Below are 19,905 nucleotides of genomic sequence, written 5' to 3'. Positions count from 1 at the left end.
AGTATTAAAAGGTTGTATCTTTGCCGCCGGGCAAGTCCTACACAACCAGCTCCTGCTTAATCCTCCAGGACGGGAACGTAGCAAAGGTATGCGGTCGTAGCGGTGTGATGTAGGTAGCTTGCCTTTTTTTGTACCATAAACTCAAGTCTTAAAAGGTGTAATCTTACAAAGGTTTCTCTAAACTTTGTACTTTTAGCTTCAAACTTTATAATTTAGAAAAATGTCTAAAGTTGTTTTAATCACAGGAGGATCGTCTGGAATTGGAAAGTCTATTGGTGAGTTTCTTCAAAACAAGGGGTTTAAGGTCTATGGCACAAGTCGTATCCCAAATAATTATCCTGATAGTAAGTTTCCAATAGTTGCTTTAGATGTTACACGTGCTGAGACCATATCCGAGTGCATTTTAGAAGTTTTAGATAAAGAGTCTAAAATTGACGTATTAATTAATAATGCTGGAGCAGGTATCACGGGTCCTATTGAAGAAATTCCTGATACAGAAATTAAACGCAATTTTGAAACCAACTTTTTTGGCCCCATTAATGTTATTAAAGCGGTTTTGCCTAGTATGCGTCAACAAAATTCTGGGTTAGTTATTAATATCACTTCCATTGCAGGTTACATGGGTTTGCCTTTTAGAGGTGTTTATAGCGCTAGCAAAGGTGCTTTGGAATTGATTACAGAAGCCTTTAGAATGGAACTCAAGGATTTTAATATTGAAATGACCAACGTTGCTCCAGGCGATTTTGCCACCAATATTGCTGCTGGTCGTTATCATGCGCCTGTTTTGGAAGATTCTCCATACAAGAAAAAATACGGGAAGTCCTTACAAATGATGAACGAGCATGTTGATAGTGGAAGCGATCCAAAACAAATGGCCGAAGCGATCTTTAAAGTGATTCAAACCGAAAAACCTAAAGTGCATTATAAGGTTGGTGTGTTTATGCAAAAACTTTCCATCGTTTTGAAGCGAATACTTCCAGATAAAGTTTATGAGCGATTATTGATGAATCATTATAAGCTTTAGTCTATTTTGGTACGTTATTTGTGACATTAAGTCCAAATTAGCTACTATGAGATCTCTTAGAATTTTACCTATTTTATGCTGTTTTACTTTGCTTGGATGCGAAGATTTTTTTGATTGCTTAATTGCACGTGAACCTTCTATTGCCAATAAGGAGTTTCCTATTGCAACAGTCGGAAATTATTATGAAGTTTCTTTAAATTCCGAAATAAAGAATGAGCCACGTGATAATGACTATGATTACTTTTTTGAAGTTTCTGGTTTGCCTGAGGGCATGGATTATTCTGTTGATTACAGACGATTATATATTGAGGGTACACCGACAGAATCTGGTTTTTACAGAGTTAATGTTCGTCTAGATGTAGATGGTCCTTTTAGGAATGGTTTTGAAAATGAGGATGAAAGATTATGTAATTACAGTACGTCAAAAACATATATTTTAGAAGTTGAATAATCATTTTATTGGTTTTAGTAAGTTGTTAATATATTTTAATAGTTTCTGTAAAGACCTCAAGCCTATTAGTTGTAAATTCGCGACAACTAAAAACACAACAATTCAAATTATAATTACATGAAATTTTTTATAGATACGGCGAACTTAGAGCAGATTAAAGAAGCTCAGGACATGGGTATTTTAGATGGTGTTACTACAAATCCATCACTAATGGCTAAGGAAGGCATCACAGGCACAGATAATATAATGAAACATTATGTTGATATCTGTAATATCGTGGATGGTGATGTTTCAGCGGAAGTAATCTCAACAGATTTCGATGGTATGGTTAGAGAGGGAGAAGCTTTAGCAGAATTACATGAGCAGATTGTCATTAAATTACCAATGATAAAAGATGGAATTAAGGCTTGTAAGTATTTTTCGGATAGAGGTATAAAAACCAATGTTACTTTAGTGTTTTCTCCAGGTCAGGCCTTGTTGGCCGCTAAAGCTGGTGCAACATACGTATCACCATTTATTGGACGTTTGGATGATATCTCTACAGATGGTTTAAATTTAATTGCGGAGATACGTCATATTTATGACAATTATGCTTTTGAAACCCAAATATTGGCAGCTTCCGTACGCCATACGATGCATGTTATTGATTGTGCAAAATTAGGAGCAGATGTTATGACAGGTCCTTTGAAATCTATTACAGGATTACTCAATCACCCATTAACAGATATTGGGTTAGAAAAGTTTCTAGCAGATTATAAGAAAGGAAATTAAAAAGTAATTTCGAAGATATTTAATAGGCACTTTGTTTAGCAATAAGGTGCCTTTTTTCTATTAGTGATCCAAGCATATCTTCAAAATCTGATTTGAAGATATTTACATTGGGATGGAGTATTGTAGCGTCTTCGTCAACAATAATCGCCTGATTAAGATAATTAACCGCTAATACTTTACGTGCTTTTTTAGGGTACTTAAACTTGTATTCTTTTTGAGTTGGGAAGTCGTAGTTGTCTATAATTGCTTTCCAACTTTTATCATCGTTACTATTGAGATTTATGGAAACAAAATCTACCTGTGGAAACTTGGATTTTAAACTCTTTACTTTATAGTGACTATTTCGGTATTGCATCTTGGAGTTAGAAGACCAAAAGTAAATAATTGTAGGTTTACCAATTATCGAGTTTAAATCATGTTCCGTATTGTCATAATTAATAATAGCCAAACGAGGTATTGGATTACCTTGTCTTAACAATTTTAAGGATGTCACCAAATCTGATATATACATTTTATCCTCTTCACTGGTGCTTTTCATCAAATAGTAATTCAACATTTCGTTGGCTTCAGCTTCTGTGTGATTATGACTTACAAAGTCTCGAGTCTTATACTTTAGCAAATAATTTTTGATGTCTTTGTCAGAAATAATACTATCAATAATATCTAATTTTGACTTATTATAATCTATGGTATGTCTGTCAAATGCACTGTGATAAGGATTGTTTTTGTAGTAAGAGTCAATGGCTATATTATCTATGTAAGAGAATAAAAATCTGTTGTAAGAGTAAAAGCGACTAAGGTGCTTGGCATTATAATCTATGTCATTTCTATGCGAATAGAAGTCCTCTGGTAAATCTTTTATATGAATGAGTTTGTTATTGCCAAAATAGGCGAAAGGATAAATTTCCTTATCCGCATAAGAGTTGAAATTAATATTAGCCTCCATAAGAGATTTAAAAAATTCTGACTCCTGACTGCGGGTTAAAAACTCATTAAATTCTTCTAACTGTTTGTTTCGGCGTTTTTCAATGAAATCATGAAAAGCTTCAGGTTCCATTTTTGCGTATGTCATGAGTTTTTTCTCCTCATGCTCATTAAAGAGATAGGTTTTAATTAGGTAGTTGTTCTTTTTAGCACCTTCTCCCGTGAACACCAATGACTCATCAAAATCATAGGTATTTAATCGAAACATGATACTGTCATTTGGTTCCAGTAAGACCATTTGATACTCGCCACCATGGGTTATAGTGTAAAGACCAGCTTGTAAATTGTTTATTTTGTGAATGAATCTATTATTGGCATCTAAGTCTATGGAATCTACGATCTTGCCTTCAGTGTTGTAAATTACAACACTTTTGTTTTTTGGATTAATAATTTCACCACCGATGAACGCATAATCTCCATTGCTGCCATTGTTTTTTTTGCACCCAAAAAGCATGGTTAGCACCAATATAGATAAAGCTACTTGTCTTGTTAACATGGGGATTTTCATCAATTTAACATAGCAAATGTATGTGTTGCTATGTTCAAGTCTTGTTAATGCCTCGTTAAATCTTGTTATACCGACTATTTATTTCGTTCAATCGCTTTAATTTTCTACTTTTGCCGAATATTTAAAACCTATAAAATGTTATCAGTTTCTAATCTTTCAGTTCAGTTCGGAAAACGTGTCCTTTTTGACGATGTCAACACCACATTTAACAACGGTAATTGTTATGGTATTATTGGTGCAAACGGAGCAGGAAAATCCACATTTTTAAAGATTATATCTGGACAAATGGATCCTACATCGGGACATGTTCATCTAGAACCGGGAAAACGTATGTCTGTTTTGGAACAGGACCATAATAAGCATGACGAAGACACTGTTTTGGAAACAGTCCTAAAAGGGAATAAGCCTTTATATAAGTTAAAGTCCGAGATTGATGCCCTTTACGCGGACTATACAGACGAAAATGCCGAGAAGATTGGAGAGTTACAGGTTGAGTTTGAAGAAATGAATGGCTGGAATGCCGATTCTGATGCCGCCGCCATGTTGTCGAATTTAGGTATTAAAGAAGAGCATCATTATACGTTAATGAAGGACTTAGATGGTAAGCAGAAAGTACGTGTGCTTTTAGCACAAGCACTCTTTGGAAATCCGGACTTATTAATTATGGATGAGCCTACCAACGATTTGGACTATGAAACTATAACTTGGTTAGAAAATTTCTTGGCCAATTATGATAACTGTGTTATTGTGGTATCTCATGATAGACACTTTTTAGATGCGGTTTGTACACATATATCAGATATTGACTTTGGGAAAATTAATCACTTCTCTGGTAATTATACGTTTTGGTACGAGTCTTCTCAATTAGCAGCCAAACAGCATGCCCAGCAAAACAAGAAAGCTGAAGAAAAGAAAAAGGAGCTAGAAGAATTTATTCGTCGTTTCTCTGCAAACGTTGCAAAATCCAAGCAAGCAACCAGTAGAAAGAAGATGATCGAAAAATTAAACATTGCTGATATCAAGCGCTCAAGCCGCCGTTATCCAGCCATTATTTTTGAACGTGAGCGTGAAGCAGGCGATCAAATCTTAAATGTCGAAAAGTTATCTGCAAGTTTAGATGGAGAGGTATTGTTTAAGAATATTGATATCAACTTGGCCAAAGGCGATAAGGTTGTTGTATATTCTAAGGATTCTAGAGCGAGTACAGCTTTTTATGAAGTTATCAATGGAAAACAAAAAGCAGACTCTGGAAAATATGCTTGGGGAGTGACAACAAATCAGTCGTATTTACCATTAGATAACAGTGAATTTTTTAATAATAAGCTAACACTTGTAGATTGGTTGCGCCAGTGGGCAACAACAGAAGAAGAACGCGAAGAAGTTTACATACGTGGTTTCCTTGGTAAGATGATTTTTAGTGGCGAGGAAGCTTTAAAGACTTCTGATGTTCTCTCTGGTGGTGAAAAAGTACGCTGTATGCTTAGTCGTATGATGATGATTAGGGCCAATGTCTTAATGGTAGATGAACCAACAAACCACTTAGACTTAGAAAGTATCACGGCATTTAATAACGCTTTAAAGAACTTTAAAGGCACGGTACTTTTAACCACGCACGATCATGAGTTTGCACAAACCGTTGGTAATAGGATTATTGAGTTAACACCAAATGGCGTTATCGATCGCTATATGACTTTTGATGAATATATGAGTGATAAGAAGATTAAGGAGCAGCGTGAGAAAATGTATGCTGTAACGGCATAGCATTTATTTTACCATCATTTTTTGTCTAACAACTCAGACTATCAATTTGTCACTAAGATGAGGCTTCCATCTCAGTCTTTACTTGTTCTACGACAGCTACTGCTTTTTCCAATTCATCATTGTGCACATGGATTTCCTGATAGCCTTGGTTCATAGATCCAAAGCCTGCTAAGCGCTGCGATTCACCTTCGTCTTTTATAATGGGAATAATGCCAATGCGTTCCAGTTCACTTTTAATTCTTGTGACTAAAATAAAGTTTCCATAGTATATCTTACTGTATTCCGATGCATTCATAACTGGTAGGATTTAATATTACCTATAAGTTACGAAAAACTTTAAAAAGTTACACTATGTTAAGCATTATAATATTTGCTATCCCATATGGCAGAACTGAAATTCTTACCTGCTAAGTAACCATAATACATCGCTACAATAAATACTGATTTAAACATAAACAAAAATATGATACCAGCGTTGGCAGATGTTTTTTGATCAGAGAAAGTTCCGTCTGGAATTAGTCCTGTTAGCAATATGCTTAAGATGAATGTACAGAATACAAAATTTTCAAATGTCTTAAAGGGCCACATTAAGAGTTTTCTGTATGGGCTCAAGTCATTTCCCCATTTGTGGATGAGGTAGTAATACCCATTACCAATAGGAGCAAATAGTAAAGGGTCATCGTAATTTTCGAGCTTGAATAATTTTGCTGGAGCCATTATTTTGAAGCCATCTAATCTTATATCGTGTGATTTCTCTAGCTGCTTTATTTTTGAAATGGCTTCATAAGGTAATTCTCCCTTGAAGAATTTTGTATCCAAAAATCGTAACCTATAAGTAACACAAATTTTCTTGATCTGATCGATATGATAAATCTTATCAGATTCTAGTAGGTCAAAATCAAAATCGTTGGAGTTACCTGTGTTATGACTAGATATAGTCTCAAGAATAACTTCGTCTTTCTTATCGTCTTCTGCCAATATCTCTCTTACGGTATCGAGAATAGATTGTTGTGACTTCTCCCTGGCTTTAATGCGATTTAATTTTTCTTCAAGATTTGTCCTTTTCAATTGCATACCCCTTTTTTCTTTATAAAATTACTAATCAAAATGATGAAGACCAAGTCTTTAACATTTGTGTTTAACGATTTTTATTCAAAGTTCTGTAATAAGGATAAATTTTTAAACAAAACCTGAAGCTTTGCTATTGTTTAGAATAATTACAAATAATATAATGATAGGGAATGACTATGAAAAAATAAATAGATACTATTTATTCATGGTATTTAAGCGGATTTATTTCATAATTTTAAAGACACATAAAATTTAATTATAAAAAACTAGAAATATGAGTAATAATCATGGTGAAGCTTGGGATATTAACAATTCTGATGCAAGTAAATGCCCTTTTTTAAGCGGTGACCAGAAGAAAACAGCAGGTCGTGGGACCAGCAATAGGGATTGGTGGCCCAATGAATTAAAATTGAACATTTTAAGACAACACGCTTCTAAAAATAATCCATTTGGAGAGGATTTTAATTATGCAGAAGCATTTAGCAGCATTGATTATGCAGCCTTAAAGCAAGATGTTCTTGATTTAATGACCGACTCTCAAGATTGGTGGCCTGCAGATTATGGTCATTATGGCGGATTTATGATTCGTATGGCATGGCATAGTGCTGGTACGTATAGAGTAGGTGATGGTCGTGGAGGTGCCGGAACAGGTACTCATCGTTTTGCACCATTAAATAGTTGGCCAGATAACGGAAATTTAGATAAAGCGCGTTTACTGTTATGGCCTGTAAAAAAGAAATACGGGAATAAAATTTCTTGGGCAGATTTAATGATCCTTGCAGGCAATTGCGCCTTAGAGTCCATGGGCTTTAAGACGTTTGGATTTGCGGGTGGCCGCGAAGATGTCTGGGAACCAGAACAAGATATTTATTGGGGAAGCGAAACTGGTTGGTTAGACAATGATGAACGCTACGATACGAGCGATGGAGATTTAGAAGGTCATTTAGGTGCAGTTCACATGGGATTAATTTATGTAAATCCGGAAGGTCCAAATGGTGAACCAGATCCATTAAAGTCTGCACATGATATTAGAATTACATTTGGACGTATGGCAATGAACGATGAAGAAACTGTTGCCTTGGTAGCTGGCGGGCACACGTTCGGAAAAGCTCATGGCGCCGCAGATCCTGAAAAATATGTCGGTGTAGAACCACATGGTGCTTCTATCGAGGAAATGAGTACGGGTTGGAAGAATACATTTCAGTCAGGAGTATTAGATGACACCATTACAAGTGGACTTGAAGGCGCATGGACGCCACATCCTACACGATGGGATAACGAATATTTCGATGTGCTTTTAAATCTTGACTGGGAGCTAACAAAAAGTCCTGCTGGAGCACACCAATGGACACCGAGTAATCCTAATGCGCCTAAAGCACCGGCTGCTGGTGGAAACGGAACACAAGCTTTAATGATGTCAACCGCAGATATGGCCTTAAAAATGGATCCAGGTTTTAGAGAGATTTCTGAACGTTTCCATAAAGATCACGCTGCTTTTGAAGATGCCTTTGCAAGAGCATGGTATAAACTAACACATAGAGATATGGGACCAATAGACCGTTATTTAGGTCCTGAAGTACCAAGTGAAGAATTAATTTGGCAAGACCCAATTCCAAAAGTAGATTATACGTTAGGTGAAGCTGATGTAGCTGCTTTAAAAAAAATGGTATTGGCTTCTGGTTTAACAGTTTCAGAATTAGTCAAAGCGGCTTGGGCGTCAGCTTCAACGTTTAGAGGTTCTGATATGAGAGGTGGGGCGAACGGAGCTCGTGTCCGTCTTCAACCACAACGCAGTTGGGAAGTGAATAATTCTGAAGAATTGAATAAAGTATTACATGTTCTTGAAGGGATTCAAAAAGAATTTAATGGCACTATTTCAATGGCAGATTTAATTGTTTTAGCAGGAAATGCAGCTGTAGAAGAAGCTGCTAGAAATGCTGGACACCATATAAATGTACCTTACACCCAAGGAAGAGGTGACGCTTCACAAGAGCAAACAGATTTAGAATCTTTCGGTTACTTAAGACCTTTGGCTGATGGCTTTAGAAATTATATAAGTGCGGAACTTAAAAATGTCGCTTCTGAGGATTTGTTAGTAGATAAGGCGAACTTGCTAACACTATCGATTCCTGAAATGACAGCTTTAGTTGGTGGTTTACGTGTGTTAGGTGCTAATTATGATAATTCTAATTTAGGTGTTTTCACAGACAACGTAGGACACTTGACTAATGATTTCTTTACGAACCTATTAGACTTTACTTATACTTGGAGTGCAACTTCAGATGACGATTCTGTTTTTGAAGGTCGTGATCGTAGAACAGGAGTTGTAAAATTCAAGGGAACAAGAACTGATTTAATTTTCGGTTCTAATACAGAGTTAAGAGCCGTTTGCGAAGTTTATGGAGCCAGTGATGGTGAAGTTAAATTTGTAAATGATTTTGTTGCCGCTTGGGCTAAAGTAATGGATTTAGATCGTTTTGATTTAAGAAAATAATAATTGGTTAATAGCAAACCAACAAAAAAAGGAATGTACATAATATTGTACATTCCTTTTACTTTATAGATAAACTATGAATGCACAAGAACTATTTTTTAGAACAATTCAGTCCGGACAAATTGAGAACTTGAAATTACAGTTACAAACAAATCCGCATTTGGTAAATAGTGAAGATGCCAGAGGTTTTACACCGCTGATTTTTGCAACCTATTTTGGTAAAAGTGAAATTGCTAAACTGTTAATCGAAAATAACGCAAATATCAATGGTAAAGATGCCTCCGGAAATACGGCATTAATTGGTATAAGTTTTAAGGGAAATGTTGAGCTGGTGAAATTATTGCTAAATCATAATGCAGATGTCAATTTGACGAATAATAATGGTGCTACTGCACTGATATTTGCGGCACAATACAACCAGAAAGAAGTTGTACAGCTATTATTGGATCATGATGCTGATAAAACCGTTAAGGATAAAAATCTAAAAACAGCACTGGATTATGCTACTGAGAATGGATTCGATGATATTGCTTCACTTTTAGAATAAGAAAGCTAAAGATTATTTTAGAATAACCTTTTGAGTTTTAGTACCACTTAGGCTTTCTAATTGCACAATATATATGCCCTTTGTTAAATTAGAAATATCGATCACTTCTTTGTTTGAATTTAGCTGTAATACTAATTTTTTTACTAGTCGTCCTTGAACATCAAAAATATGAAGCTGTATTGATTGCTGGACTGGGCTTTCGATGACTAACGATTTATTGTTATAATCTGAATAAACATTGAGAGATTCCAATATACTGTTATTGATGTTGAGTTGATTTTCAACAAGTCGTAAATAAAACCTACCAGTTCCAGCTAAAGGCGAAATTGGAGTTAAAGTATAGCTGTTATCATTCAATAATGTCGATGTATTTTGTACGGTATCTTCAAGATATACATTTATACCGTCAGGAACTGTCATATCACTTATGGAAAAAGTAATCTGCGAGTTATCAGGTGTGTTAACTCCTAAAGGTATGGTTATATTTCCTAGATCATCGCTATGAAATGTTTGCAGAGCGATTGCCTCTCCAGTATTGTTTTCTACCAAATAAGAATAAATTGAAAAGTCAGGAGGAATATTATTCCAAACTTTGGCGTCATAACCAGGATCTAAACCAAGTGTCGCATTATCATTAAAATAAAAATTAGTAGTAAAGTTTTTAGTGGCATTTGAAACTTCAATTTTCAAAAATACTAACGGACTTGAATCTCTGCCTAATATAAAATCATCACTGCTCCCTGTAGTGCGCATACTAAGTGTAAATTGCATATTCCCATTTGCAATAGCGTCTATAAAGAAGCCTTGACCCGGAGTAATAACCGTAGACGGTGTGGTAGTCGCTAAATTATAAATGGTCCATCCATCTTGTGCTGTTCCATCATAACCATAAATTCCCACAGCATTAGCGTCCATTAATGAAAAATTAGAAGTGTTGTTTAAAAAATCTTGGACTTTCAAGTAACTGGGATAAGGATTTCCTATTAAATTCCACTTGCTTGCACCTCCTGCACTCACAGGTACACTTATATTACCTGTTTCAATAGTGCCAGTAAAGGTATAAGTACCATTATCTGTAGAACCCGTGCGGTAGCCGGTTCCAGCATTTAAAGTACTACCATCGTCTGAAGGTGAATAATTAATAAATTCAGGAATCGAAGAATCATAAGGTCCAAATAAAAATGCTGGATTTCCATCAATAGTTCCAGATAAAATATTAGAATTATTACTTCTAAAGTCACCAAAAGATTGACCCGTAAGTGGTGGACTTATTAAATCATTTTCGGTGGTAGTTGTCCCAGGACTAGCGGCAATATTAACATGGCGCTTATAGCTTACATTTCCATTTATAGAGCCATCTAAAATTAAACTTGAATATTGTGTAGAAGATGATTCTAGTATCATTTCATTATCTACAGTCAAAGTTATACCTGAATTTATGGTGACATCACCGTCAGGATTAACTAAGAAAATATTACAACTTGTATTAGCATTAAAATTTGCTTCACCATTTACTACTGTAATGTCATTCGCAATAGTAGCAACACCATTTGGGTCACCGGGAGACCAGCTATTATTATAGATATATGAAACAGGCAGCAAACCGGTAACGATCACATTATCAATTCGTTGTTGTTTATTATTGGCATCATTAGAAAAAATAACTCTAATTTCAAGTATTGTTCCACTAAGATTTGCCTGACTAATTTGAACGGTACCATAGTCATTGGATAAATTACCATTGATATCAGCTTCTGTCCATGGTCCTTGATCAATTCTATATTGGGTAATTACAGTGTCTGAATCTTCAAGACTGTTAGCATTACTTTCTGTAGCATTAATTGTAAAAGATACATCTGCGTGCGTAGAAATATTGATTGCAGGTGATAGCCAGGTTGAGGTGCCGACATTTCTAGCTTCAAAAAGGGCTTGGCTAGAATTATTCCTCACCAAAAACCTATAATTATTACTTAAAGCGGCACTTGAAAAATCTACAGTCCAACTAACACCAGTTAAGTCTACAGTAGGTGCAGAGCCAGTAGCGCCTTTACCTATTTGACCTTCAAAATTTTCAAGATATAGAGTCGTTTGTCCGTTACTGAATAAAAAAGCAAGGGCAAAATATAAAAATAGTATTGTCTTTTTCATTGTTTTAATATGCTTTCATCTATTACTATAATTATTTTGCTAAATTATTTTGTACAATAACTAGATTGTTTTTTTTTAGACAAAGCTCCATATAACATTCGTTGAATGACTTATAAGTATAGTCCAATTGAAAATCTTGAACTTTTCTAAATTACTCAAACATCATCTAGATACTGACATAAGTTGTTGGTATTATTAACTTCTAAATTCTTAATTTTATTCAATCATCATTTGGCCAATTGTACTAATCTGAGCTGAATCATAATCATTAGGTCAACTACCATTGTTGAAAATGTTTAAGCAAGTATCATTGTCGAATCTATATGGCTTGGTCAAAGTGTTAGAATTATCTAGACTATTAGATGGTTGCTCCTCAGTGCTTATATTGCCTGGTAGATTTCTAAGGTTTTCTTGGTATAATATCGTTTGACTAAATCTATATATAAGAAAAACTAGTAATAATGGAAATAGTAACCTTAATTTCAATCGTGAGGGCTTAATTCAATTATAAATTGTTAATAGCAAAAGAATCCTAACAGACTCTCTTCATAAAATTAAACAAAAGCCATTTATTTTAGTGAAATAGCCTAAAATTGTGTGGTTTTTCCACAAGGGTTTTGAAGGTTGTTCTTACAAAAGTCAAAAGAAAGGTTTATAGTGAAGCTCTTTTTTCTGAAGTTTCCCTATAAGTTCGTAGAAAGATGTTATAGATATTTACAAGATGCTGGTTTTTAATTTGCAATTGCTTTTTTTGACGTAAGCATTTTAATCTTAATTCTAAAAGCGGCAAATAATAGTGTTGTAAATGGGCTTAACCAATTAAAAACAGCGTAGAAAAAGTACTCACCAACACCGACACCTAAAACTCCACTTTGGTATGCGCCGCAAGTATTCCAAGGAATTAATACGGATGTTACTGTACCAGAATCTTCGAGTGTTCTGCTTAAGTTTTCAGGGGCTAACCCTTTATCATCGAAAGCTTTTTTGAACATCTTACCTGGAATAACTATGGCCAAATACTGATCTGAGGCAATAGCATTCAGTCCTAGGCAACTTATCACCGTACTAGCAAATAAGCCAAATACTGTTGTGGCTACTGATAATAAGGCTTTTGTAATTCTTGCTAAGGCACCAATGCCATCCATAATACCTCCAAAAACCATGGCACAGACAATTAAGAAGATGGTCCAGAGCATACCTTGCATACCTCCTGAGCTGAAAAGGTCATTTAATTTTTCGTTATCAGTTGCTATCGAAGTATCAGTTAAAATAGAATTTGCAATTGCTGAAAAACTTGAATCTGATAAACCATCGAGAATATTTGGCTGAAAGATTACGGCAAAAATAGCTGCCAAAATCACACCAGAAGCTAATGCAACTAATGGTTTGGTTTTAAACAATATTAATATAATAACTGCAGCAGGAACTAAAAATAACCATGGTGTAATATTGAATGTCTTTTCGATTGAGGCTAATAAATTACTTATGTCCGCATTTCCCGTAGGTTCAATAGTAAAACTAATAATCCCGAAAACAATTAATGTTATTATAATTGTTGGGACTGTAGTATAGGCCATATATCTTATATGTGTAAAAAGATCTGTTCCTGCCATAGCAGGAGCTAGGTTGGTCGTATCACTCAATGGCGACATTTTATCTCCGAAATAGGCGCCAGAAATTACTGCACCAGCGATCATACCTGGATTTATTCCTAAAGCTGTCCCAATACCAACTAGAGCTATACCTACGGTTGCAGATGTCGTCCAAGAACTCCCTGTCGCAATTGAAATAACTGCGGCAATGATGATTGAAGCAGGTAAGAATATTTCTGGACTGAGAACTTGTAAACCATAATAGACCATCGCTGGTATTACACCACTTATCAACCATGTACCGGCGAGGGCGCCAACTAAAAAGAGGATCATAATTGGAATAAAGACACTTTTTAGATTTTCCCAGACTTCCATTACCATTACTAAAGGAGTTACTTTGTTTAGTAGACCTCCTATAAATGCAACAAAACCGCCAATTAATAAAATATATTGATTAGAATATTCGCCAAACATTTCACCATCAGCAAAAAAGATATTATATGCCAATAATCCCATTAATATTACTACAGGAACTAAAGCTTCAAAAATGTTAAGCTCTTTATTATCAATAATTTTTTGGTCTTCTATATCAATTTTAGATAAATCGTCGTCTTGCATTTCAATTCAGTTTGATTACGTAATGTTACAACTTTCAGAACTCAAATCAAAAAAGCTCTTGTTTTTACCGTTCGTCTGATATTTTAATCAGTTAAAGGACTGAATTTGTGTTTTATCGAAAAGTTGTGACTAATCAGTTGATTACCTGTGTCTTATAAGTAAGATAACCCAAAGAGACCTTATAAAATGATTTTTACTTTTTACTTTTTATTTTTTGCTATGATGTTGTTTTCTTTAATCGTTTACGTCATAGGCAATAGTCCGGATCCAGTTACATTGAGCTTTTATCCTAATTCAAACGATCAGTTTACAGTAAATAATGTTAACCCAGATGTATGCCATTCTAAAGCCGTTTTTAATAACTCAAAAACTAAAGTTAAGGCTAATTCTGTACAAGAGGATTCAGAGGATATTGATTCTGAAATGAAAAAGCAAAGTCAGAAGTTAAAAAGAGATCTTAAAACGCTGAATTATATTTTTATATTAGAATCTAGGCCTAGCATGATTAATGACCCCAAACAATTAGATGATATTAGAAATTTAAAGGAGAATCTTCAACGTCAAATAATTAAAACTACCCAAAAGTTGAATAACTATAGACTGAGTTAGTAGTGAAGTTCTAAAGTATTTTAAAGTCCATATACTGATGAGTTAATTGTATTTTTGCTTTTTAGTATGGATTCATTAACCCAAATTGTTTTAGGAGCTGCTTGTGGAGAAGCGGTCCTCGGTAAGAAAATAGGAAATAAGGCACTATTATTTGGTGCTATTGGTGGAACCATTCCAGATCTCGATGTTCTCATTGGCTCATTAATATATGGCAATGAAATTGACGCGATGCTTTTTCATCGTGGGTTCATGCATTCTGCTTTATTTTCAATATTAGGAGCATTATTACTTGGTTGGTTGGTGCACAAACTCTATAACACAAGGAAACGATTGCATACGACAACTCAAAAAGATTGGATGCAGCTCTTTTTTTGGTCTTTATTTACACATCCAATTTTGGATTGCTTTACACCTTATGGTACTCAATTGTTTGCGCCATTTTCAAACTATAGGGTTGCTTTCAATAATATAGCAGTTGCAGACCCATTATATACAGTACCATTTTTGATTTGTATTATAATCCTAATGTTCTTTAAGCGAAAGCATATCCAACGCCGATTTTGGTTAAAAATGGGAATTGGTATTAGTTCTGTTTATTTGTTTTTGACTGTTTTCAATAAATTCTATATAGATAATGTGTTCAAGTCTTCATTAAGTGAAAAAAACTTGAGTTATGCAAGATTCAGCACGCAGCCCGCAATTCTAAATAATATTCTTTGGTACGGTATTGCTGAAACTGAAGATAGTTACCATGTTGGGTTTTATTCATTATTTGACGCAACTAATCGTTTTTCTGATTGGAAAATTATTCCAAAACAAAGAGATTTGACCAAAGCGGATTGTAGGGATATTGAGGATTTGGCATGGTTTAGTAATGATTATTTCTCTGTAGAATCGCTAGGTGATGATTGTTATCTTTATAAGGATTTACGCTATCCTATAATGGAAACTAGAGAGGGTTATAAGGCCATTTTCAATCTTAAGCTATTTAAAGATGATGACAGACTAAACATGAAACCTTTTCAGCCAGCAACAGACGATTTTAGTTTTGCGTTGAATGCCCTTTGGAAACGTTTAAAAGGTAAGTAATCTGTCCGTGCAAGCACAGTCGAGAACTCAATTTTATTTCGACTGCGCTCGATATGACAGAAATAGTTTATACCAATTCAGGTTTAAGAATATTTAGTTCCAACATATAGGTTTTCATCATATCATAGGTTCTTTCAATATCTGCATCCAATCCGATTGAAAAACGAATGAGACCATCACTCAGTCCCATTTCAGCTTGCTCGTCTTCAGGAATCTCTGATGAGGTAGAACTTCCAGGTGCGCTGAACAAGGTTTTGTAGAATCCTAAACTCACCGCTAAGTAACCTAAGTTACGTTCTTGCATTAACTCCATAAGTGCATTGGCCTTATCTAATGAACCAACGTCTATCGTTAACATACCACCAAAGCCATATTTGTCGTTCATCATGGATTTAAATAGTACGTGTGATGGATGAGAAGCTAAGCCAGGGTATACTGTTTTTAAGCCGTCATCTTCAAATTTTTTAGCTAAGAAGTTAGCATTGTGACTATGCTGTTGCATTCTTATGTGCAATGTTCTTAAATTTTTCAACACGGAAGCTGATCTCAAACTATCCATTGTAGATCCTAGTAACATTGCTGCTCCATCATTCACGTTTCTGAGTTGGTCGATAAATTCCTGAGTTCCACAAACCACGCCGCCAACAGTATCAGAAGAACCGTTTATAAATTTCGTTAGACTGTGTATAACAATATCTGCGCCCAATTTTGAAGGAGAAATGGATAGTGGGGAAAACGTATTGTCAACTACTAATTTTAGATTATACCTTTTGGCTAGTTTCGCTAAGCCTGATATATCAGCGACTTCTAGCAAAGGGTTGCTTACGGACTCGCAATACAATACCTTGGTTTTAGGTGTTATAGCGGCTTCAACAACGTCTAGCTTGGTAATATTCACAAATGTTGTATCAATACCTAAGCGCGGTGTAAAGTTTTTTAGAAACGCATAGGTGCCTCCATAAATCGTACGACTACTCACAATATGTTCTCCAGCTCCGCATAGTTGCATTAGCACAGGTGTAATAGCTCCCATTCCAGATGCTGTAACGGTAGCCGTTTCAGTATCTTCCATAGCTGCTAAGGCTTCGCCTAAATATAAATTTGAAGGGGATGAATGGCGTGAATATAAATAGCAGCCATCCGCATTACCTTCGAAGGTGTCGAACATCGTTTTTGCGGATAAAAACGTGTAGGTGGATGAATCTGATATGGATGGATTTACACCACCAAATTCACCAAAATATTGTAAATCTTGAATATTGTTTGCAGGCTTAAATTTCATAATATGAGTTTTTATCAGTTCAAACAAAATAAATCATTATTAGATTAAAAATCAATGTATATTTTATTATTTAGAAAATTAATCTAGTTTATCTATATTTGATAGATTTAAAATCTAAATTCTAAACTAGAATTTAATGTAACCTGAAAATTTTTTAGCATGATACTTGACGAGATGGACAAGCAATTACTACTATTGCTTCAAGAAGATAGTAAACAAACCAATAAAGCACTCTCTAACGCTCTAGGCTTATCGGTTACTGCCGTTTATGAGCGGATTAGAAAGTTGGAAAACAACGGAATCATTTCGGGCTATGTGGCGCTGGTTGAAAAGAAAAAAGTTGATAAATCCTTTGTTGCATTTTGTCATGTAAAGCTGGTACAACATTCCCAAGACTACGTGGTGAGATTTGAAAAAGAAGTTCGTAAATTAGACGAGGTATTGGAATGTTATCACATTAGTGGCGACTATGATTATCTTTTAAAAGTTTTAGTAAAGGACATGGCGGCTTTTAGGGAATTTATGGTAAACAAGCTTACTAATATCGACCATATAGGCAGTACGCATAGTATGTTTGTGATAAATGAAGTAAAGCACACAACTGCCATTTCATTGTAGTTTATGCAAGGTATTCAATATAGACTCACAGAGTTTTTTCTAATTTTCATTATAATTCCCGTGAGTTTTGCTTTGGCATTTCCTATTTGGATTAAAATGTCACTAGGTATTTTAGGTTTCATCTATATTATTTATGTACTTCTTAAGGTTGAAAACAACAAGTTTGAGTTAAGGAAGCATATTAATTGGAAACAATTCTGGACACGAAGTTTCATAAAACTGATATGTATCGTTTTAATAACAACAATTTATATGTATTGGGTAGAAAGGGACAACCTATTTATTGTTGTTAAGAGCAAGCCCATGTTATGGTCTGCGATATTATTTGTGTATTCAATTTTCTCCGTATATCCTCAAGAACTGGTTTACCGAATGTTTTTCTTTCAGCGATACGAATCCTTGTTTAGAAATGATGTACTTTTTATTTTGGTAAATGCAGCATTGTTTTCCTTGGCCCATATTTTCTTTAAAAATACGTTGGTCATGATTTTAACGTTTGTCGGAGGTATTCTATTTGCACTTACTTTCAAAAAGACAAAATCCACATTATTAGTTTCCATAGAACATGCTATTTATGGTTGTTGGCTATTTACGGTTGGCATGGGAAGCATGTTGGGATTTCCGTCTTGAAAAAAATAGAGATCAGGCAACTCTTTCGATGTTATTTACGTCTGTATAGATATAACGTATTAATAAAATAAACAGCCATCAATGCAAAAAATATTATTTTTCCTTTATATCTCCTTAGTATTCGCCTCTTGCGCAAGTGTGGAGAAGCACAATGCACAAATCACAAAACTACATCCAGTTGCCGATTTACATAAAGATATTGATAAAGTCTACAAGCAACTAAAACGGCATCACCCACATTTATATCAGTTTACACCCAAGGATATATTAGATTTTAAATTCGATAGCTTAAAAAATGCAATTGACGAGCCTATGGACAGTCGCACATTCTATAAGCAATTGTCTCAAGTCACCAAGTATATTGGACAAGGCCATATGTCTGTATCGCCTCCATCTAGGCAATTTGATAGAAAAGAGCGCAAGGTATTAAATAAGATGAAATTTGATATCAACAATCTGGATTTTGAATATTTAGATAACAAGTTATTAATTGTAAATGCAAGAGGAAATGATTCTTTGCTTGTTGGAAGCGAAGTGCTCATGGTGGAAAGTGAAAGGCCAACGGATTTAATAAAACAGTATAAAAAGCGATTTGCATCAGATGGCTACAATACAACATTCTATAATAGAATTCTAGGTAATCGCTTTATGCGATATTATGTCAACGATAAAGGTCGCTTTGATAGTATTTCATTAACACTACGAAATTCAGATTCTACATTTGTCAAATTCTACAAGCGTGCGCTTAAAGATAAATTTGCATCCAAAGCATCAGATTCACTAAAAAAGGATTCGCTCCAAACTATAAAAAGGACTAAAGTAAAGCTCACCAAAGCAGAGCGAAAAGCAAAAAAACTCGAAGCTAAGGCCAAGCGCGAGCATAATAGTAAATACGGTTATGTAGCCCAACGAAAAGAATATACTAGAAATTTAAATTTTATAGGTAAGGATAGTTCTGTCGCGCTTTTAAAGATTAGGGGGTTTTCTAATGGTAATTACGAAGCGTTTTATGATGAAAGTTTCAAGGCCATAGATTCACTGAGTGCCGAAACGCTAATTATTGATTTAAGAAACAATTTCGGTGGTCGCCTTAAAGAAATCACATACTTGTATTCATATTTAACCGATAAGGAATTTGTAATGATTAACCCTAGCGAGATTAATTCACGATCACCGTTCTTAAAAAGTTTAATGAGTAATTCGAGACCTGTTGTTGTAAAGACTCTTGCAGGTTTAATCTCGCCGTTTATTTACGGCTATGACTTGTTTAAAACCAAAAAGAAAGACGGAAAATTATATTATCGATTTAAGGCGTCTAGAACCCAAGAACCTAAACCAACAAATTTTAAAGGAAAAATTTATGTTTTAATTAACGGTAATTCATTCTCGGCATCTTCAGTCTTATCAACAAAATTGCATGGAGACAAACGTGCCACATTTGTAGGCGAGGAGACTGGAGGCGCCTACAATGGAACCGTTGCAGGGTTTTATAAGATCTATGAACTACCAAATACAAAAGTCAGGGCGCGCATAGGTTTGGCTCATATTGATGCGCCCCATAAGATTAGTCCAGATGGTTATGGTGTAAAGCCAGATGTGGAGATCTTACCAACTTTTCAAGATCGAATGGATAAAAGAGACCCAGAACTCGAATGGATTCTAAATGATATTGAAAACAAAAAAGTGAACTAATATTGGGTTTTAAAAT

The 19,905-nt window shown here is 34.9% G+C and carries 17 protein-coding genes and 1 other RNA gene; 12 read left to right on the top strand and 6 right to left on the bottom strand.

Going from position 1 to position 19,905, the window contains the following annotated elements:
• Window positions 1–28 precede the first annotated feature (28 nt).
• The 4 genes from ffs (at window position 29) to fsa (ending at window position 2,246) form a co-directional block, all read left to right on the top strand.
• Window positions 29–127: signal recognition particle sRNA small type (gene ffs / locus H7F21_RS09875), an RNA gene on the top strand.
• Window positions 128–220: 93 nt separating this feature from the next.
• The gene (locus tag H7F21_RS09870) at window positions 221–1,024 is read left to right on the top strand and encodes an SDR family oxidoreductase (protein WP_185789100.1); all 804 of its coding nucleotides are present in this window, start codon (window positions 221–223) and stop codon (window positions 1,022–1,024) included.
• A gap of 46 nt (window positions 1,025–1,070) precedes the next feature.
• Entirely contained in the window at window positions 1,071–1,475 is a 405-nt protein-coding gene (locus tag H7F21_RS09865; protein ID WP_185789099.1) for a hypothetical protein, read from the top strand.
• A 117-nt stretch (window positions 1,476–1,592) separates the two neighbouring features.
• Window positions 1,593–2,246 (top strand): fructose-6-phosphate aldolase, encoded by a 654-nt coding sequence (gene fsa / locus H7F21_RS09860; RefSeq protein ID WP_185789098.1) that lies wholly within the window; start codon window positions 1,593–1,595, stop codon window positions 2,244–2,246.
• 19 nt (window positions 2,247–2,265) lie between these two features.
• On the opposite strand, the gene H7F21_RS09855 is transcribed toward fsa, so the two are convergent.
• Entirely contained in the window at window positions 2,266–3,726 is a 1,461-nt protein-coding gene (locus tag H7F21_RS09855; protein WP_185789097.1) for a TlpA family protein disulfide reductase, read from the bottom strand.
• Between the two features lie 147 nt (window positions 3,727–3,873).
• Between H7F21_RS09855 and H7F21_RS09850 the strand changes: the two genes are divergently transcribed.
• Window positions 3,874–5,499 carry an ABC-F family ATP-binding cassette domain-containing protein gene (locus H7F21_RS09850; RefSeq protein ID WP_185789096.1) on the top strand — a complete coding sequence of 542 codons (1,626 nt, stop codon included), beginning with the start codon at window positions 3,874–3,876 and terminating at the stop codon, window positions 5,497–5,499.
• Window positions 5,500–5,551: 52 nt separating this feature from the next.
• Here the strand turns inward: H7F21_RS09850 and H7F21_RS09845 are convergent, their stop codons facing one another.
• Window positions 5,552–5,794 carry a putative signal transducing protein gene (locus tag H7F21_RS09845; RefSeq protein ID WP_185789095.1) on the bottom strand — a complete coding sequence of 81 codons (243 nt, stop codon included), beginning with the start codon at window positions 5,792–5,794 and terminating at the stop codon, window positions 5,552–5,554.
• A gap of 59 nt (window positions 5,795–5,853) precedes the next feature.
• The gene (locus H7F21_RS09840) at window positions 5,854–6,573 is read right to left on the bottom strand and encodes a hypothetical protein (protein WP_185789094.1); all 720 of its coding nucleotides are present in this window, start codon (window positions 6,571–6,573) and stop codon (window positions 5,854–5,856) included.
• Between the two features lie 271 nt (window positions 6,574–6,844).
• Between H7F21_RS09840 and katG the strand changes: the two genes are divergently transcribed.
• Window positions 6,845–9,064, top strand: a complete 2,220-nt coding sequence (gene katG / locus H7F21_RS09835) for a catalase/peroxidase HPI (RefSeq protein ID WP_185789093.1) — start codon at window positions 6,845–6,847, stop codon at window positions 9,062–9,064.
• A 76-nt stretch (window positions 9,065–9,140) separates the two neighbouring features.
• The gene (locus tag H7F21_RS09830) at window positions 9,141–9,611 is read left to right on the top strand and encodes an ankyrin repeat domain-containing protein (RefSeq protein WP_185789092.1); all 471 of its coding nucleotides are present in this window, start codon (window positions 9,141–9,143) and stop codon (window positions 9,609–9,611) included.
• A gap of 12 nt (window positions 9,612–9,623) precedes the next feature.
• Here H7F21_RS09830 and H7F21_RS09825 read toward each other — a convergent pair whose 3' ends face one another.
• Together H7F21_RS09825 and nhaC are read right to left on the bottom strand one after the other, a co-directional pair.
• The gene (locus tag H7F21_RS09825; protein ID WP_185789091.1) at window positions 9,624–11,759 is read right to left on the bottom strand and encodes a T9SS type A sorting domain-containing protein; all 2,136 of its coding nucleotides are present in this window, start codon (window positions 11,757–11,759) and stop codon (window positions 9,624–9,626) included.
• A gap of 731 nt (window positions 11,760–12,490) precedes the next feature.
• Window positions 12,491–13,969 (bottom strand): Na+/H+ antiporter NhaC, encoded by a 1,479-nt coding sequence (gene nhaC, locus H7F21_RS09820; protein WP_185789090.1) that lies wholly within the window; start codon window positions 13,967–13,969, stop codon window positions 12,491–12,493.
• 186 nt (window positions 13,970–14,155) lie between these two features.
• Between nhaC and H7F21_RS09815 the strand changes: the two genes are divergently transcribed.
• Together H7F21_RS09815 and H7F21_RS09810 are read left to right on the top strand one after the other, a co-directional pair.
• A complete protein-coding gene (locus H7F21_RS09815) occupies window positions 14,156–14,578 on the top strand; it encodes a hypothetical protein (protein WP_185789089.1) in 423 nt (140 codons plus the stop codon).
• A 66-nt stretch (window positions 14,579–14,644) separates the two neighbouring features.
• Window positions 14,645–15,667, top strand: a complete 1,023-nt coding sequence (locus H7F21_RS09810) for a metal-dependent hydrolase (RefSeq protein ID WP_185789088.1) — start codon at window positions 14,645–14,647, stop codon at window positions 15,665–15,667.
• A gap of 67 nt (window positions 15,668–15,734) precedes the next feature.
• Here the strand turns inward: H7F21_RS09810 and H7F21_RS09805 are convergent, their stop codons facing one another.
• A complete protein-coding gene (locus H7F21_RS09805; protein WP_185789087.1) occupies window positions 15,735–16,949 on the bottom strand; it encodes an aminotransferase class I/II-fold pyridoxal phosphate-dependent enzyme in 1,215 nt (404 codons plus the stop codon).
• Window positions 16,950–17,108: 159 nt separating this feature from the next.
• On the opposite strand from H7F21_RS09805, the gene H7F21_RS09800 reads away from it, so the two are divergent.
• From H7F21_RS09800 to H7F21_RS09790, 3 genes are all read left to right on the top strand, one after another.
• Window positions 17,109–17,567, top strand: a complete 459-nt coding sequence (locus H7F21_RS09800) for an Lrp/AsnC family transcriptional regulator (RefSeq protein ID WP_185789086.1) — start codon at window positions 17,109–17,111, stop codon at window positions 17,565–17,567.
• 3 nt (window positions 17,568–17,570) lie between these two features.
• A complete protein-coding gene (locus tag H7F21_RS09795) occupies window positions 17,571–18,197 on the top strand; it encodes a CPBP family intramembrane glutamic endopeptidase (protein WP_185789085.1) in 627 nt (208 codons plus the stop codon).
• Window positions 18,198–18,278: 81 nt separating this feature from the next.
• The gene (locus H7F21_RS09790) at window positions 18,279–19,889 is read left to right on the top strand and encodes a S41 family peptidase (protein ID WP_185789084.1); all 1,611 of its coding nucleotides are present in this window, start codon (window positions 18,279–18,281) and stop codon (window positions 19,887–19,889) included.
• Window positions 19,890–19,905: the final 16 nt, after the last annotated feature.

The organism is Winogradskyella flava (genome assembly GCF_014243395.1).
Classification (GTDB): domain Bacteria; phylum Bacteroidota; class Bacteroidia; order Flavobacteriales; family Flavobacteriaceae; genus Winogradskyella; species Winogradskyella flava.
This window is presented reverse-complemented; position numbering and strand designations above follow the sequence as displayed.